Here is a 16,575-nt window from a genome sequence, read left to right as displayed (position 1 = left end):
AGCCCCCTGTTTCAGGACAGGGGGCTCCCGGTACATGCCCGCGACGCCGATCCGAGCCACGAAACGGCGCCAATGCCTTAACGTACCGGCCCGTGGACATTTCCCCCGACGCCGCGAGGTCCCTGGCGGGAGCCCTCCTGCAACTCAACCCGCTATTGGGCCTGGGCCTGATCTGGACCGAGACCCGGCTGCGCGAACGCGAGACCCCTTCCCGCGGCGGTCAAAGGCGCCGGCAGCGAAACACGCAGCAGCAACCGCCCCAGTTCATGGACCGGCTCAAGGGCCAGGAATGGCTGATATTCGTCATCTTCCTGCACTCGATCACATGGCAGATCATCGTGATCGCCGATCCCACCACCATCAGGGTGAAGGTCGCGCTGGGGATCAGCATCATCTGGATCAGCTTCGCGGTGATGCGGATCGTCTCCACCATCACCCTCACCGGCCGCCGGGAGAAGATCACGTTCTGGCTGGTGATGACCACGACCTGGTACCCCCTCTGGGGAGCGGTGGTCACGATCCAGGTGGACGCCAAACCGGACCCGCGCCCCGCGGTGGTGACCCCCGCCACCCCGCGACAAACCCCCTGATCCACCCGGGACCGATGATTTCGGCGGACGGGCGCGGTCTACACACCAGACCGCAACCCGTGACCCTCGGAGGGGCCCATGTCCGCCAAGCCGCTACCGCCCGTCGTGGACGCCGAGACCTGGCAGCGCCACCTGGACGACCTGCGCGCCCGCGAGAAGGCCGCGACCCGCGAACTCGACGCGATCGCCGCCCAACGCCGCCGCATGCCCATGGTCGAACTGCCCGACTACACCCTGGAGGGCGAGGAGGGCCCCGTCCGCCTCCCCGACGTCTTCGAGGGCAAGTCCCAGCTCATCGTCTACAACCACATGTGGTTCCCGGGCGAGGAATGGCAGTGCGACGGCTGCACCGGCTTCACGTCCCAGTTCACGCGCCTGGAATTCCTGGACGCCTACGACGCGCGATTCGTCATCGTCACCCAGGGCCCGATCGACGAGGCCCTGGCCTACAAGCGCCGCGTAGGAAACCAGATGCCCTGGTACTCCACCGCCGACAGCCCCTTCGGCGCCGACGTGGGCGCACCTCCCGGCGGCGGCTTCGCCGTCAACGTCTTCCTCCGCGACGGCGACACCGTCTACCGCACCTGGCACACCACCGGCCGTGGCACCGAGCAGCTCAGCCACACCTTCGCCCTGATCGACCTGCTCCCCTACGGCCGCCAGGAGGAATGGCAGGACTCCCCGGAAGGCTGGCCCCAATCCCCCGCCTACACCCGCTGGCAGTCCTCCCAGGCCATAGCCGCCGCCTACGGCCCAGGCCATTGAGGCACATCACCCACTGAGCGGTTTCTCCCACGTCAACGAGTAGCGACGGAGCACATGCCGCCGATAACGCACCCCAGGCAACAGCCGCCGCGCCGCGGCCCGCACTTCCCCATAACTCATCCGCGGATCGGCGACCGGCATCCCCTCCGGCCCACGCGCCCGACGCAGCACCTTGACGACCCGGACAACCGGAGCGGCCGCGATCAGCGCCGCCCACTCCCCCAGACTCGCCTCGCGCGCCAGCCCGACCACCACCAGCCGCCCGCCAGGCCGCAGCAGCTCGCGCATCCGGGTCAGAGCCGCCTCAAAGTCCATGTGATGCACCGTGGACACCGAGCAGATGAAGTCGTACCCCTCGACCGGGAGATCGACGGCAAGGAAGTCGCCCTCGACAAAACTCAGATCCGGTTCCCCACCGGCCAACTCACGCGCCCAGGCGATCATCGTCGCCGAACAGTCAAGCCCGGTGACACGCTTGGCGTACCCGGCCAACTTGCGCACGAGCAGACCGTCCCCGCAACCGACGTCCAGCGCATCACTGCACCCCTCGGGCACCGCCCGCAGAATGCCGGGATGCCGCGCGACATTGGTGTTCCAGTACGGCTCCAGACCGCCCTGCCCCATCCGACCACCCCCCTGCTCGCCACAACCGCCGAACCAGTATGCCGTCACAAGATCAAGGCCATGATCCGCGTGAGCGGATCATGGCCTTTGAGGTGGGTGGGCGCGGACGGTTTCGAACCGCCGACTCCTCGCTTGTAAGCCAAGCCCACCCGGAGCCGACACAACTCCCCGCCCTGCACAGCGGTACCCCCGAAGCCAGCAACGTCCACCGGCGTCTTCCACAACTGTCACTCAGTTAGACACTCATCTAGCGCAACTTGCTTGCTGGACGACGGCCCTGCGTCTCTCGCACGACCGCCCAGGGCCGACCATCCGCCAGCATCGCCGGGAAGCCAGTTGGCAGCGTCTTCGCAACGTACTGAGCGCCGAGACCGCTTCGCCTTCCAACCGCCACAGCCCGCGGGAGAGGTGCGTTGTAAGCCCACGAATCGTACGTAGCCACCGGTAGGTTTCGCGTGAGCGCTAGAACATGGGGAGGAGCTGCTCGTGAGCGAAAGCGCGTCAGCGAGGTCAGATGTGGGAGGGAGCGCAGGGGCCGGGGGCTATCGCTACCAAGATCGGGTTGCGGCCTGGTTCGCTGTGGCTGCTCTTGCGGGCAAGGCTGCCGCTGCAGTCCCCGGTATGTGGTCGGGCCTAGTACAAGGAATCGCGTGCGAGACCGGCGACCCCGTCGATGACTGTCGCGTGGACACGGACGACGGGGTCGTACTGGCAATTCAAGCCAAGCGTTCCATCAACCTCTCCTCCGGGGACTCTAGTGAACTGGCCAAAACAACCGCACAGTTCGTACAGCAGCACCTTACTCCCGGCCACGAGCACGACCGGCTTGTTCTAGTCACGACATCCGAGGCGTCCGGTGCGGTCAGAACAGATCTAAGGAAGGTTTTAACACGGATCCGGTGCGCGGCGGTTGGCACCAACGTGAATGACCTTGCCCTCAGCAAAGCACAGCGGACCGCCTACGACAAATACATCAAGCATGTGGGCAACTCCTGGGAACGGCAGCGGGGCACAATACCTGCACCTGCCGAACTCGAGAATTTTCTTCGCAAATGCCATGTGTGGGTCTTGGATGTGGAGAAGGGCATGCCGGGCGAGCGCGAGGCGCTGGATCGGCTCCGCACCATGGTGATCCTTGATCCCGACTATGCCACAGCCGCATGGGAGGTACTGTTGGGCGAGTGCGCCGAACTGGCTATCGCCCAAATGGGTACCGACAGGGAGAGGCTGCAGGCGTCACTAGCCGCTTCTGGCATAGCACTGGTCACTATGCGGGACTTCACCGCCGACGTGAAGCGACTATCGCGCTGGACTCACGAGACTCTCGAACAGCTTGAAGGCGGCCTTACCACTATCCCGACACCTAACGGTCCGGTGGCGATCCAGCGTGGTCAGGTTGCGGAATTGGTGTCCCGGTCTCAGCAGGAGTCCTTCCTGGTGGAAGGTGATCCAGGTTCGGGCAAGACAGTGATCTTGCATCAGCTCGCCCGAGCTGGCGTCGCTGCGGGACGACCAGTGTTCTTTACTGCGGTGGGCGGGCTCGCCGCCACGAGCAGCGGTTCGCTACAGGCCGAGTTGGGTCTTGAGCACCCGCTGCTGGACGCACTGGCACAGTGGTCGCCTGATAGCAGTGGTCTACTGCTCATAGACGCCTTGGATGCGGCCCGCGCAGATTCAATGGCGGGGCTCTGGTATTCGATCATCTCTGAAGTACAACGACGGCTTCCCCGCTGGCAAGTGATTGCCTCGATACGTACGTGGGATCTACAACATTCTAAGCGGTGGCGAACTCTTTTCCCGGCCATGCCCGCGCGGGCGGAGAATCTGAGCGACCAGGAGCTGAACCAGGCTGGAACTGCCTTTCCTGCCTTGGCCGACCTGCTAGCTGACTCGACCACAGCGCAGCGGCAACTCCTGCGAAATGCCTTTAATCTACGGTTGGCTGCCGAACTCCTCATGGAGGGCATCAGCGCGAGCGAACTGGTGGGCGTCGGGAGTCGGCTGGACTTGCTGGACCGCTACTGGCACATACGGGTTATTGACGGTGAGGGCGGTTTCGCCCGAGCGGCTGTCCTTGGGCGCCTGTGCGCAATAGCGGCGTCTGAACGCCGACTTTCTGTTTCAACCCTGCGGCTCCTGGAAGGAGACATCGCTGCCGAGGAGGCAGTGCGGGACTTGCTGTCCAACTCAGTGTTGGCCTCTGGGCCTGGTGTCGCAGCGGGAGCCGGGCTGGGCCCAGTGCAGTTCACCCACCATGTATTGTTCGACTACGCCCTAGCCGTGACGCATTTCGCTTCGTTTAGCCACCAATCGTTCGGCGAAGGACTAGTTGGTTCACTGAGCGCCGACCCCGACCTAGTGCTGTTCGCACGCCCCAGCATAGGTATCTTCCTCCAGCTAGCGTGGGGGCAGGGGCCGGAGGAGTTCTGCACCCTGGCGGTGCAGTTGGCCGCCCCCCAACTGCCGTCGATGGCGGCAACCGCAGTCGCGGACGTCGTGGTTCGCAGCATCAGAAGTTCAATTGAGCTCGAACCTCTCCTCGCGAGCATCATCGAGGGCTCCCAGGAAGCCCGACGCATCGCGACTGCGATGGCGGTCGCGGTATCACTGGCAATCAAAGACGGCACGCTGATCAACCAGGCAACGTGGGCCAAGGTCGCCGAGCGGCTATCCCTAAAGGCAGAAGCCGCCGGCCCTGCTCTGGGCATCCTGGTCACCAACCTGACCGCCGATGCCCTGACGGCCTCGGCGCTGGCGTCGTGCGGCTTGGCAGCGCGACGCCTGCTCGAATACCTATGGACCCAGCGTTCCTCAGCGCCAACCCGCCTGGTGATCAGAGCGGTGATCGCTACTGCTTCAAGCGACCAGGAGGCGGCCTACGTTCTGCTGCGCCAGGCGTTGGAACCTGGGCAACTGCAGGAACGTGGTCACAACGACCTGCTCGCCCTAGCCGACGATGTACCACAGTTGATTAGACAGCTACCCAAGTTGATACCTGAACTGTACGTCGCGGCCATGAGCTATGAGGAGGAGTCGACCGAGCCGACGCAGTTGGGCTCAGGTGCAGTGCTGTCGCTACAGTCCACACGCAGACAAGACTTCGACTCTTCCAAATATCAACTCGTAGAATCCTTCTCTGAGGTCCTACGCTGGGACATAGGCCAAGCAGTAGAGATCCTGACCGCGCTAAGCTGCCATGGCCTCACTGATTCGCCCGTACATCAGGTAGTCCTGGCTGGCGCCACAGCGGAGATTCTCCTCGATGACTCGCGCTTGTGGGAGGACACTACAAGTCACACCGGCAAGGATTTGGTCGCGCTGCTCGATGCCTTCCTAGGCCATACGACTGTCGCAGACCTTGAGGCTACTCAGGCTCTTATTCAATTCGCTACATCGGCTCCACAGGCCGCCTGCGTGTGGCGGCGAATTTTGAAGGCCTCTGCCGAGAATCCCACCGTCTACCAGATCGTTTTCCCAGAGCCAGCTAGCGTCCTCGCTGGACTTCTAGTCCCAGACCTTCTCGGTCCGGCTTCCGCTCTTCTCCATAAGGTACATAAAACCTCCGACCGTAACGGCCGGGCTGTGCTGGAGGAAAAAATCCTGGCCCTCAAGCCGCTGCAGCCAGAGGATGACAGCACGGACGGGCACACCGTCCCCAGCCACTACAGCATTTGCCTAGAAGCGCTGTCCCCGGCTCACATCATTACGCCAACTCTACGCACCGACCGGTCAGCTCGCCTTTACGTGCAAGAAGACCACGGATGCAAGGTGGTACCCCACGAAGAGGTCCCCAAAGGCGCGCAAAGCACCGAAGACGATGGCACAGAGTCACGCGCAAGAATCCTTATCGCACAATTGGAAGAGTTCGCCGCTACGAATCTCAATAACACGCCCAGCACGGCAGACATCAGCGCTTGTGAAAGCACTGTATCCGCACTCCAAGACATTTTGACGGAGGTCGGCGACCAAGTCCGGGCCGACGCTGAGGATGTACTCGCACATGTAGCGGAGATATGGACACGAAACGCCCAGGCACCTGCAGAAGCTCTGACCCGCGCACGTGACATCTTGCTAGGCCTCGCAGCTAGCCCCCGACCCCGACCGACTGCCGACAACGCCAACTTTGATATGCTCATCCCGGCAGGGGCCCGGGGGTACGCGGCACGTGGTTTGCTCCAAGCAAGTCGCGTTTCTAATCTTTACACCCCGCTTGTGGCGGACGCCCTAAGGAGTTTGGCCGAGGATCCTGTTGGATGGGTCAGATATAATATCGCCAATGGCACGTGGATGCTCCGGGTTAGCGACCCCAGCACTGCCTGGGACCTACTGAACCGCCTTGCTACTCGCGGCGGTGATGAAGCAGTGCATTCTGCCGTGGTGAGATCGGCCTGCCTTCAAATGGGTGACCCTCAGCGCGGAATCGAATTGCTCCTCCACCTTATCGAGCAAGTTACACCAAGTAAACATCGCCACTCCGCCGCCGAAACCTGTGCAACAATTGCGTCATTACTATGGGTCCATCGAGGCATGCCAGGAGCAGACACAGCACTTGACTACATGATCAGGTCCTGGCTCGGTCAGAATTCCTGGTCCTCTTGCCTTCACGAACTTCGAACTTCCGGGTCCTTCGCTGATGCCGATGAATCCGTTCGTCAGCGCCTATTTGACTTGCTGACCAGTCTTGCTGGCCCAGCATTGGCTGACGTTCAGCACTTCTCGAGTCTGCAGGCACCACTGACCCCAACTGAGCTTGATCATCTGAAACGCGAACTGCGTTTGCTTGACACCATTACTTTCCAGTTGTATTTGGCCATCGGCGCTAACAAGCACGCCGACCAACTCCCGTCCCGCGAACAGATCCGCCTCATCGACGAAGCCAACCCCCTGCTTCAAACACTCGCGGCCACCCCTGTAGCCAGCGTGGTGCACCGGCTCGTTGAGATCTACGACCACGTCCTGGACTGCCGACCGGAGCAGGCCCTCCTCGCCGTACGGGACATCCTCCTGCAGGTAGGTACGCAGAGCGGATATACCGGTGACACGCTCGGCATTGCCATCTGCGTGCGGTTCGTCGAGAGGGTCCTTGCCGACCATCGCAGCATTCTTCGCGAGCCCGACAACTTGACTGCATTGCGAGAAGTCTGCGACACCTTTATCGACGCTGGTTGGCCTCAAGCCCACCGTCTTGTCTACGGCATCGAACAAATCTTCCGTTAACCGCATCCGATTGACACGCCTCGGTAGCGTGAAGCATTATGGCGGGCCGAAGTTTGGCTGCTGCATGGCACGTATGAAGACTGGAAGGCCCCGTCGAAGGAGCGTGAATCAGCTTCGAGTAAAGTCCACCTGGCTACGCTGGGAGCGCGAAGTGGGTCTTGACGTCCCGGTGAATCGCGAGAAGGAACCACCCACAATTCGGCAGAACCTCCCTGTGCTGATCTGGCTTGTAGCCAGGCGCTGCGAGCGATAATTCGTCACTGGAGGACGTGGATACCGTCATGTTGGCGGATGGGCACGGCTTGGATGGTCAGGGCGTCTTGGACCCGTATGGCGAAGGCCTCGTCGGCCAGCTCGGTAACCTCGTCGGCGGTGACCCAGCGGAAGGCGGAGGTCTCGTCAGACTCCCGGGGAGAGCCGGCATCGACCTTGCAGCGGAAGACCAGGGCCACGATGCCGCGGGGCATGTTCTTGTAGACGCCGGTCAGGGCGATCGGGGTTACCTTTAGGCCGGTCTCCTCCTGGACCTCGCGGCGGAGGCCGGTGATGATGTCCTCCTCTTGCTCTAGGACGCCGCCCGGCGCTTCCCAGTGGCCGTTGTCTCGGCGCTGGATCAGGAGGGCACGGCCTTGGTCGTCGACGATGACACCCGCCACGCTGACAGAGTGGCGGCTGTCTACCGTCACAGCAGTGAGGTCCCATCGTGGGCTCGGACGAACGGGCCGCCCTCACTGAGGGCGTCCGTGACGCGGATGGCCCGGGCCTCTGGCATTGCTTCGATCGCCTCCGCGGGACGGAGCCAGGCGACCGAGACCGCTTCGTCTGATGTTTGTGGCTCTCCATCGACAGGCCGGCAGAGGATGGCCAGGGAAACTACGCCTAGCTTCATGTTCTTGTAAACGCCGGTCAGTCGCTCCGGCGCGACTTTTACCCCAGTTTCTTCGAGCACCTCGCGGACTACACCCTCATACGGAGTCTCGTCCAACTCCAACACGCCGCCTGGCGGTACCCATCGACCGTCGTCAGCTCTCTTGATTGCCAAGATGCAGCCGTCAGCACGTAGCACGATTCCCGACACGCTCACCGAATGACGAGGGAGGTTAGCATCGCTCATCACGCTTCAGCAGTCCATTCGTAGGTGAGCTTCCATAGCTGACTGGGGAAGGCGTTGATCACAACCTCTAGGGGTCTGCCCGTCCGGTCGAAGGCGAACCGCACCACTTCGAGAACATGCTGAGCGGTGCTGATCCGTAGGAAATCGGCCTCTTCAGGGGAGGCCCTGCGGGATTCGATCTCTTCAGCGAAACGCACAACTCGGTGACCGCGCTCGGCCAAGCGCTCATAGAGACCCGTTGGCCCAGTATCCGGGAACGCGATATCGACGTCGCCGGCTACGGACATCGGGATGTAGGACGCAGCCAGTTGCACCGGCCGTTCGTCCGCGAACATGTGGCGCTTTCGGATGAGCGTCAACTCCCCCTCTGGCAGATGTAGACGCGTAGCTACCTCGGGGGGCGGTTCAACAGCCTCGGCCTGCTTCAGCTCCGTTCTCGGTGCAAGACCCGCTTTACGCATACCTTCGGCGAAGCTACTGCCGGCCCCGTTTTCGCGGGTAGGAATACGGCGGACACGCTTAACCGTGGGGATGTCTAGCACAAATGAACCGACGCCTCGTTCCGTCCGGATGAGTCCCTCCGATTCGAGGATCCCGATGGCGCGGCTGATCGAGGTCTGGTTGAGCCCGTACTTGCGTGCCAGCTCTGGCTGGCTCGGCAGCGCGGCACCCGGACCGTAGGTGCCCCGGACGATGGCCTCTCGGAGATCGTCCGCTACCTGGCGGTAACGCGATCTCGGGTGCTGCAGGGGCACGGTCTCTCCTCCGAGCTGCAGGAGCTTATGACCGCAACCCTAGCGCCTGCGCCGCTTGCGTTCTGTTTCTACTGGTCAGGACGCTGATTGCCGCAAGCCCTTGGCACTTATGACATATGTGTTAAGCTCCGCACCGGTGCAAGCAACCGACCACGGACGCTTGCGAACCAGCAAGGAAGGGCCCTCGGCAACGTGCCGGGCCTCAAAACTCTGGAGGTACCCCCATCGTGACCAGTCCCCCTGTTCAGGCGGCTTCGCCAGCCCGGTTGTACCGGGTCAGTGAGGCGATGGAGTTGCTGTCGCTGTCTCGGTCGGTGATCTACGAGCTGATCCGGTCGGGTCGGCTGCGGTCGGTTCGGGAGGGTCGTTCGCGGCGGATCCCGGGTTCGGCGATCGCCGAGTACATCGCGTTGCTGGAGAGCGAGGCCCGCTGATGGCCCGCGCCCACAGCAAGCTCGTCCCCGAGGTGGCTGTGACCACCGAGACTGCCGGTTCGGCGCTGGTGTCGGGGTTGCTGATCCGGCTGATCGGTCTGCCGGAGGAGGTGGCGGCGGACACTGAGGTGCTGGCGGAGGTGTTCGACGTGGTCGAGGTGTCGAAGGCGTACCCGTGCCGCCGCGCGTCTCGGAACGTGCGCGTGTACGTGGAGGCGCGGTTCACGAGCTCTGGAACGTAGAGCGGCCCTCGTCCTGGCGACGCAACCGCCGGACGAGGACCTTGATCGGACCTTGGGAGGTCCAACCCGATGAACTCTCATTCTGACAGCTTCACGGCCCCGTTCTGGGTCGATGAGGACTACGACCGGCAGAACGCCAGCGACGGCGTGTCCCGGTACGGCGCCTACGTCCGGGACCGGCTGGACATCGCGTTCGCCGAGTGCTGGGACGACGGGGACGAGTCGTCGATCCGGCTGGCGGAGTTCGCGGCGGCGGCCTGGCGGACGGCGACCGGGCCGGTGATGGTGCCCGGCTACGTCCGTCACAAGTCGCGGGTGCTGGGCGTACGGGTGGAGCGCAGCAACTGGGACGGGTCGCTGATCGCGACGGTGAGTCTGGTGGCGCCCTGGCCGGCGGAGCTGGCCCACTCGTCGGGCTGGCAGCGCGGCCCGCGCTGGCGCGACTGGCCCACCGAGCTGCGCGGGAAGGGCTACGACTTCGTCCACCCGAGTGAAAAGGACGTGACCGAGTCGCCGTTCCTGCAGGCCAGCCTTGCTGTGACCTTCCCGGTCACGCTCGACCGGATGCCGGAGGCTCCGGCCGACCCGCGCGACGACGTGGTGGGCCGGGCCCAGCTGACGGTGCAGGTCCTGGCCGCCGAGCTGAACCACATCGTGCGGCCGGTCCTGGACGTGCTGGACGGGAGGTGGCCGCGGTGACGGCGAGGATTCTCAGCGGGCGGCGGCAGGCCGAAGACGAGGCGCTGCCCGAAGTCCAGGTGCCCGAGGAGTTGGCGCGGGAGTTGGCGCGGCGGCGGGAGCTGGCGGACGCGCGGCGGGCCGACGAGTTGGCGCGGGCGCGGGCTGAGGCCGGTCACGGCCGGGCGCGGGCGGACGTGGCCGAGGAGACGCGGCTGGCCGAGTTGGCGCGGGCCGAGCGTGAGGCCGATGTCCAGGCCGACGCCGAGCTGGCGCGGATGTTTCGGGAGTTCCGCGCGAACGGTGCGCGGACTCGGGTCCGGGCGGACATGGCGCGGTCGGGTGAGGCGCGGGCGCTGCGGTTGGAGTGGCTGCGCCGGTTGAACCTGCGCGTTTTGGTGCCGGTGCTGGTCGGGTTCGGGGTCTGGTCGACGACCGGGGTGCAGCAGGGCGCGGCCCGGCTGATGGCCGTCGACTCCGGCTCGCCGGTGTGGTGGGCGCTGTGGGGGCTGGAGGCGCTGCTGATCGGCGCGGTGTGCTGGATCATCATCGCCCGCGCCCGCCTGTCGGCCTCCGGCGGGGAGCTGGCTGCCTCGGCCGAGCGGATCGGGATCGGGTGCCTGACCACGTCGGTGTTCCTGAACCTGATCGCGGCCGTCCCGGTCGGTGACGGGCCGCACATGTCGGGGTGGGCGGTGCCGGGCGCGATGTTCGCGCACGCGCTCGGCCCGGTCGGCGCGGCGGTCACCGCGCACCTGATCGGCGTGATCGACCGGTCGATCAGCTCCGCCGACCCCTGGCGCGACGCAGACGGCAGCCCGGTGCCCCGGCTAGCCGAGATGGACCTGAGCGTCCCGCCCGTGCCCGTGCCCGTGCCCGCGTTCGCCGCTGCGTCTGGGGCTGCGTCCGAGGTGCGTCCGGCGGTGGTGTGGCCGGTCTTGCGCGGTGATCGTGTTGGGCTGCCCTTGGTGGCCCGTCCGCAGCCCGTAGGGCCCGTTGAGTCGTCTGGACGGGATGCGTCACGAACGCGGGCTGACCGGGGCGGCGAGCGGCCGCGCCAGGACGGCGCGGAGGCGTCGGGCGGGCCGTCTGCCAACCGCGGTGAGGTGCGTCCGAACCGGGGTGTGCGGGTTCCGCCGACCGCGCGTCGGCGTGCCAGCGCCAACCGCAGCCGCACCGATGAGGAGCTGAGCGCGCGGCTGGCCGAGCTGGTGGAGTCGGGCGAGTTGGAGCCGGTGTCGGTGCGCGCGGTCGAGCGCACGCTCGGCGTCGGACGCGACCGCGCCAAGCGGGTGCTGGAGCTGGCCGGTCTCGGCGGAAGCCTGACGCCCGGGTCGGCTGTCGAGTCCGGCGACCAGGGCGACCGTGCGCTGACGGTGCTGGCGGGGGGTGCGCGGTGATGGCGGTCAAGAGCGCGAGCCCGGCGCCGTCCCCGCTGGCCTTGTTGCGCAGCCCCGGGCAGTTGCGCAAGGCGCTGAGCAGGGCGCGCCGTGACGCCGAGGCGTGGCGGTTGCGGTACGCCGAGATGCACGTGGCCTACGTGGAGCTGCTCGCGCGGGCCCGCGCCGAGGTCGCCGAGACCCGGACCGGGACGCCGCAGCGGGCCGGTCACCTGGCCGGGTACCTGGACGAGATCGGCCTGTTGCCGCCGGACGGCGCGGTCCCTGACGCGCTGGTGGCCGAGGGCCTGGCCGTCGCGGCCGGGTTGGAAGACCCGCGATGACCGCGCCGACCTTGAAGCCGATCGACGCCGAGCTGGCCGCGGTCCGCGGTGAGCAGGCCCGGCTGGACGCCAAGTGCGGCACGCTCACGGCCGTGGTCGGCGCGGTGATGGCGATCCTGACCAGCCAGATCGGACGCGCGCCGCTGGCGGTCCGGGTGGTCCTGGCGCTGGCCGGGGTGGCGTTGGCCGCGTCGGCGGTGGTGCTGCTGGTCGGGGTGTTGCGGCCGCGGCTCGGCACGTCGGGGTTCGTGCGTTACGCGGTGATGACCCCGGCTCAGATCACCACGGCGTTCGCCGGGTGGACCCCCAACGAAACCTCTACTGACCTGCGGTTCCTGTCCGAGCTGGTCTTGGTCAAGCAGCGTCGCCTGCGCCGGGCGATCGACCTGCTGATCGTGGGCCTGGTCCTGGTCGGGATCGCACTCGGCGTGGCGGTGATCGCGTGAGCCACCGCCCGTGCTCGGCGGGCAATCCCGCCCCCGGGCAGGCGAAAGGCCCCGCCGGAAGTCCCTAGCAAAGATCACCGGCGAGGCCACCTCAAGAGAGGCAGGTCCCAGTATGGCCGACCAGCGCAGCAGCAGCGGCGGAACCGTCAGCAGCGGCGGCGGACCGGCGTCCAGGGGCGAGCCGCAGAGCGTGCGGGACGCCTACGACAAGAAGCGGAGCGGCAAGTGACCGGGAAGGCGTGCTGCCCGAGCTGCGGAACCGCCGCCCGGGTCAGCTACGGCGGCCGCCGGGGCGGCTCAGGCCGCAGCCGCGACGTGTGGCGGTGCTCCCAGCACGGCGAGTTCACCACACCCGCCCGCTGACCCGCCCGCTGAGCAGGTAAGACGCGGGGCCGGTCCTGGACCGACCGGCCCCGCCACCCAACGGATCAACCCTTCCGAAGGAGCTTCCAATGATGGCATTCACCGTCACCCAGGCCGGGGCGGTCGCCGCTGTCCAGGCGACCGGACACCCGGCGGTTCCGGCTGGTCAGCCCACGGCGTTGGTGCTGGCCGAGGCGCCGCAGCAGGCGCCCGCGCAGCTTCCGGGCGAGGCCGAGGGCGGCACGATCATGATCCTCGTGGTCCTGGCGTTCCTCTGGTACATCCTCAAGCACAAGAAGGCCAAGCCCACCCACGTCGTGGTCTCGTTCGTCGCCGGGGTGCTGTTGGCCGGGTCGCTGTTCGGACTGATGGCCCGGCAGGTCTCGGCGTCTCTCGGCACCGGCATGCAGTCGATGTTCAGCACCGTCACCACCACCGGCGGCTCGGGCAGCGGCTCGGGCTCGGGAACCGGCCGCTGACACCGCGCGGTGGTGACAGGCAGTGAGCGGGCGGCGGTCCGGGGCGATGTCCCTCTTGGTCTCCGCGCCGCCGCCCCCGGCCCCGGATGGCTCCCGTCTCGGGCGGTGTCTCACCGTCTCGTCTCACCGTCTCGCTCCCCCTCTTGACACGCTCTAAGGCGCGCGCGTATGCGCGCGCGCGAGCCCCTTCTGAGACAGCCCCGTTGAGACAGCCCGCCAGACCGCCCCCGGGAGGGGACACCGGATGACCTTCGACCCTGACGCCGTCCCGGCCCGGCCCGCTACGGCGCGTGAGCTTCGCCAAGCGCGCCGCCGGGCCGACAACCGCCGGGAGTTCTTCGCCGCCAAGCGCTCGGCGGCCGCCACCGCGACCGACCGCGCCGCGACGGCGTGGGACCAGTGGCGCGCCCTGATCCGCGACCTGCCCGAAGCCGAGGCCGAGCGACTGGCCGAGGAGATCGCCGACCGCCTCGCCGACCAGATCGACCACCTGACCACCCTGCAAGGAGACCGGTCGTGATCGTGCAGCCCAACGACGACCCCGACGAGCGTCGTCCCGAGCCAAAGCCAGGCCCTAGCCCGGTGGACCTGAACAAGAACAGCCCGCGCGCCGGGCGGTCGGCTGCGCAGCAGACCGCCCCCGCCGCGGCGGGGGACGAGGCGGCGGTGCCGCGCCGGTACCGGCCCGGGGTCCTGGACGTGGTGCACGACGCCGTCCAGAACTGGCGCGAGCGTGACGAGCCTCCGCCGGTGTCCCCGTACGGGGACGAGCCCGACGCTGAGTCCGCTCCGGCGGCCGCGACTTCCGCCGATCCGGCGGTGGCGGGTTGGGCGGCCCGGCAGGGCGCCCGCGTCAAGGTCGGTGCGCGGGTGGGCGTCGTGCGGTGGCGGGTGTGGGTCACCGCGGCGGACCTGACCGCGGACGAGTTGGCCGAGCGGGCCGCTGAGCGCGTCGCCGAGCGGCTCCGGAATGAGGCCGAGGCTGAGCAGGAGGAGCGGCAGCGGACCCGCCAGGCGACCGCTGAGCGGCGCGGTGGCCGGTCCTCGCGGACGCCGCGGGCGGCGGCGCGGTCGGTGCGGGTGCGGGCCGAGGACGTCGAGCCGACCGCTGCCGAGATCGCCTCGACCCGGACCCGGATCCGGTGGGCGCGCGGTGGCGGCTCGGCCGCGGCCGTGGTGTTGGGCTGGCAGGTCGCGATGCGGATGCCGCTGGTGCTGGTGGTGGTGATCGCCGGTGGGCTGGCGGGCGCGTGGTGGCTCGGCCGCCGCGCCGAGACCGAAGCGGGCCGCGACCGCCTCGCCGACGACGTCGACCAGGGCCACGACGACCACGGCGAGGCCGTGTCGGTGCCCGCCACGACCGCCGCCACGGCGCCCAGCACGGCGGCCGCGCGGCCGGTCGGCGACGTCACCCCGCCCGGCGGTGTGCCGGTCCTAGCCGACGACGCCGCCCAGACCACCGGCCACAACGAGCCCCAGGGCGAGGACGGCGACGCCGCCCGGGCGGTGGCGCCGCGCTACGCGTTGCCCGCCGATGACCTGCTCAAGTCCCAGCCCCCGGCCACCGGCGGGGGCCGTGAGGCCGACCGGGTGTGTGAACGGATCACCAAGGTCCTGGCAGACCACAACGTGGACGCCAAGGTGACCGGGTACACCCGTGGGCCCACCGTCACCCGGTATGAGATCGCGCCCGCGCCCGGCGTGAAGGTCGAGAAGATCACCGCCCTGCAAAAGACGCTCGCGCTGGCCACCCGCGCGGTCGCGCTGCGGATGCAGGCGCCCATCCCCGGTAAGTCCGTGGTCGGCGTGGAGATCCCCAACGCCGTCAAGGACGTCGTCAGCCTCGGCGACGTGCTCCGCTCCAAGATCGCCCAGTCCGAGCGGCACCCGCTGATCGTCGGCCTTGGCCGGGACGTCGAAGGCCGCACCGTGCTGGCGAACCTGGCCAAGATGCCGCACCTGCTGATCGCCGGGGCGACCGGCGCGGGCAAGTCGACCTGCATCAACGGGCTGATCACCTCGGTGCTGATGCGCGCCACCCCGGCCGAGGTGCGGATGATCCTCATCGACCCCAAGCGGGTCGAGCTGACTCCCTACCGGGGCATCCCGCACCTGCTCACTCCGATCATCACCAACCCGCGCAAGGCCGCCGAGGCGCTGGAGTGGGTCGCCGGTGAGATGGACCGCCGCTACGACGAGCTGGCCGCGGCCGGGGTCCGCAACATCGACGAATACAACGCCGCAGTGACCGCCGGGACGATCACCCGCACGGCCCAGGGCGAGCGGGCCGAGCCGATGCCGTTCTTGCTGGTGGTCGTGGACGAGCTGGCCGACCTGATGATGATCGCGCCCAAGGACGTCGAAGACTCCATCGTGCGGATCACCCAGCTCGCCCGCGCCGCCGGGATCCACCTGGTCCTGGCCACCCAACGACCCAGCGTGAACGTGGTCACCGGACTGATCAAGGCCAACGTCCCGTCCCGGCTGGCGTTCGCCACCTCCTCCGGCACCGACAGCCGCGTCATCCTCGACCAGACCGGCGCCGAGAAACTCCTCGGCCAGGGCGACGCGCTGTTCCTGCCGATGGGCGCGGGCGAGCCGATGCGGCTGCAGAACGCCTACGTCTCCGACCGGGAGATCAACCGCGTCGTCACGGCCTGCAAACGGCAAGGCGTCCCCGCGGCCGCCGCACCGGGACCAGACACCGACCAGTCCGGCGACCGGCTCGGCGAGCGGGCCGAGGACACGACCACGACCGGGCAGGCGCCCTACGACACCGCCTACCAGGCCGCCCCGGACACCGCCCCGGACACCGACACGGCCAGCGACACGGCCAGCGACACGGCCAGCGGTACCGGCGCCGACGACCGTGCCCAGGACGACGCGCAGCACGACACCCAGCACGACGCGCACGACGACGCGCACGACGACGCGCCGGGCCTGGACGCCCCGGCCGCCCCATCGGCCGACGACACCGCCGACAGCCGCGGCGACGACACGACGGCGGCCGCGCCGGGACCCTCCGCTGAGGAGCTGCTCATCGCCGTGCTGCAGGCCGCCGAAGGCGAGCCGGTGGCCTGGGAGCCGCTGGTCGAGGCGACCGGGCTCAGCCGCCCCACCGTGTACCGGCGCATGGCCGCCCTGG

The 16,575-nt window shown here is 67.5% G+C and carries 17 protein-coding genes; 13 read left to right on the top strand and 4 right to left on the bottom strand.

Annotation, left to right across the window (positions count from 1 at the left end):
- Positions 1-92 precede the first annotated feature (92 nt).
- The gene (locus ACH01S_RS18870) at positions 93-590 is read left to right on the top strand and encodes a hypothetical protein (protein WP_067892993.1); all 498 of its coding nucleotides are present in this window, start codon (positions 93-95) and stop codon (positions 588-590) included.
- Positions 591-668: 78 nt separating this feature from the next.
- Positions 669-1,355 carry a DUF899 domain-containing protein gene (locus tag ACH01S_RS18865; protein ID WP_067892988.1) on the top strand — a complete coding sequence of 229 codons (687 nt, stop codon included), beginning with the start codon at positions 669-671 and terminating at the stop codon, positions 1,353-1,355.
- 6 nt (positions 1,356-1,361) lie between these two features.
- Here the strand turns inward: ACH01S_RS18865 and ACH01S_RS18860 are convergent, their stop codons facing one another.
- Entirely contained in the window at positions 1,362-1,979 is a 618-nt protein-coding gene (locus tag ACH01S_RS18860; RefSeq protein WP_067892986.1) for a class I SAM-dependent methyltransferase, read from the bottom strand.
- Between the two features lie 684 nt (positions 1,980-2,663).
- Between ACH01S_RS18860 and ACH01S_RS44895 the strand changes: the two genes are divergently transcribed.
- Positions 2,664-7,196, top strand: coding sequence for an NACHT domain-containing protein (locus ACH01S_RS44895; RefSeq protein ID WP_174564896.1), 4,533 nt, complete (start codon positions 2,664-2,666; stop codon positions 7,194-7,196).
- Positions 7,197-7,453: 257 nt separating this feature from the next.
- On the opposite strand, the gene ACH01S_RS18850 is transcribed toward ACH01S_RS44895, so the two are convergent.
- From ACH01S_RS18850 to ACH01S_RS18840, 3 genes are read right to left on the bottom strand one after another with little or no spacing between them, the layout of a single operon-like run.
- Complete coding sequence (locus ACH01S_RS18850) at positions 7,454-7,852, bottom strand: NUDIX hydrolase (RefSeq protein ID WP_246237236.1); 399 nt, start codon at positions 7,850-7,852, stop codon at positions 7,454-7,456.
- A 26-nt stretch (positions 7,853-7,878) separates the two neighbouring features.
- Positions 7,879-8,310 carry an NUDIX hydrolase gene (locus tag ACH01S_RS18845; RefSeq protein ID WP_067893038.1) on the bottom strand — a complete coding sequence of 144 codons (432 nt, stop codon included), beginning with the start codon at positions 8,308-8,310 and terminating at the stop codon, positions 7,879-7,881.
- Positions 8,310-9,065 carry a GntR family transcriptional regulator gene (locus tag ACH01S_RS18840; protein WP_067892980.1) on the bottom strand — a complete coding sequence of 252 codons (756 nt, stop codon included), beginning with the start codon at positions 9,063-9,065 and terminating at the stop codon, positions 8,310-8,312. Before ACH01S_RS18840 ends, ACH01S_RS18845 begins: the two co-directional genes overlap by 1 nt.
- A gap of 227 nt (positions 9,066-9,292) precedes the next feature.
- Here ACH01S_RS18840 and ACH01S_RS18835 point away from each other — a divergent pair, with 227 nt between their 5' ends.
- From ACH01S_RS18835 to ACH01S_RS18795, 10 genes are all read left to right on the top strand, one after another.
- A complete protein-coding gene (locus tag ACH01S_RS18835; protein ID WP_067892978.1) occupies positions 9,293-9,499 on the top strand; it encodes a helix-turn-helix domain-containing protein in 207 nt (68 codons plus the stop codon).
- Positions 9,500-9,537: 38 nt separating this feature from the next.
- Entirely contained in the window at positions 9,538-9,741 is a 204-nt protein-coding gene (locus ACH01S_RS18830) for a hypothetical protein (RefSeq protein ID WP_148344833.1), read from the top strand.
- A gap of 69 nt (positions 9,742-9,810) precedes the next feature.
- On the top strand, positions 9,811-10,440 hold the full coding sequence (locus ACH01S_RS18825; RefSeq protein ID WP_067892972.1) for a hypothetical protein: 630 nt from the start codon (positions 9,811-9,813) through the stop codon (positions 10,438-10,440).
- A complete protein-coding gene (locus ACH01S_RS18820; RefSeq protein WP_148344832.1) occupies positions 10,437-11,819 on the top strand; it encodes a hypothetical protein in 1,383 nt (460 codons plus the stop codon). The genes ACH01S_RS18825 and ACH01S_RS18820 overlap by 4 nt, the downstream gene beginning before the upstream one ends.
- A complete protein-coding gene (locus ACH01S_RS18815) occupies positions 11,819-12,142 on the top strand; it encodes a hypothetical protein (RefSeq protein WP_067892970.1) in 324 nt (107 codons plus the stop codon). Before ACH01S_RS18820 ends, ACH01S_RS18815 begins: the two co-directional genes overlap by 1 nt.
- Positions 12,139-12,588: a Pycsar system effector family protein gene (locus tag ACH01S_RS18810; RefSeq protein ID WP_067892964.1), complete on the top strand. Its 450-nt coding sequence runs from the start codon at positions 12,139-12,141 to the stop codon at positions 12,586-12,588. The genes ACH01S_RS18815 and ACH01S_RS18810 overlap by 4 nt, the downstream gene beginning before the upstream one ends.
- 225 nt (positions 12,589-12,813) lie before the next feature.
- Positions 12,814-12,951 carry a hypothetical protein gene (locus ACH01S_RS43660; protein WP_157406295.1) on the top strand — a complete coding sequence of 46 codons (138 nt, stop codon included), beginning with the start codon at positions 12,814-12,816 and terminating at the stop codon, positions 12,949-12,951.
- Between the two features lie 89 nt (positions 12,952-13,040).
- Positions 13,041-13,430, top strand: coding sequence for a hypothetical protein (locus ACH01S_RS18805; protein ID WP_067892958.1), 390 nt, complete (start codon positions 13,041-13,043; stop codon positions 13,428-13,430).
- Between the two features lie 244 nt (positions 13,431-13,674).
- Complete coding sequence (locus ACH01S_RS18800; protein WP_067892956.1) at positions 13,675-13,950, top strand: hypothetical protein; 276 nt, start codon at positions 13,675-13,677, stop codon at positions 13,948-13,950.
- A partial coding sequence (locus ACH01S_RS18795) for a DNA translocase FtsK (protein WP_255220257.1) occupies positions 13,947-16,575 on the top strand: 2,629 nt, incomplete at its 3' end. The genes ACH01S_RS18800 and ACH01S_RS18795, both read left to right, overlap by 4 nt.

This window comes from Actinomadura chibensis NBRC 106107, from assembly GCF_001552135.1.
GTDB lineage: Bacteria > Actinomycetota > Actinomycetes > Streptosporangiales > Streptosporangiaceae > Spirillospora > Spirillospora chibensis.
This window is presented reverse-complemented; position numbering and strand designations above follow the sequence as displayed.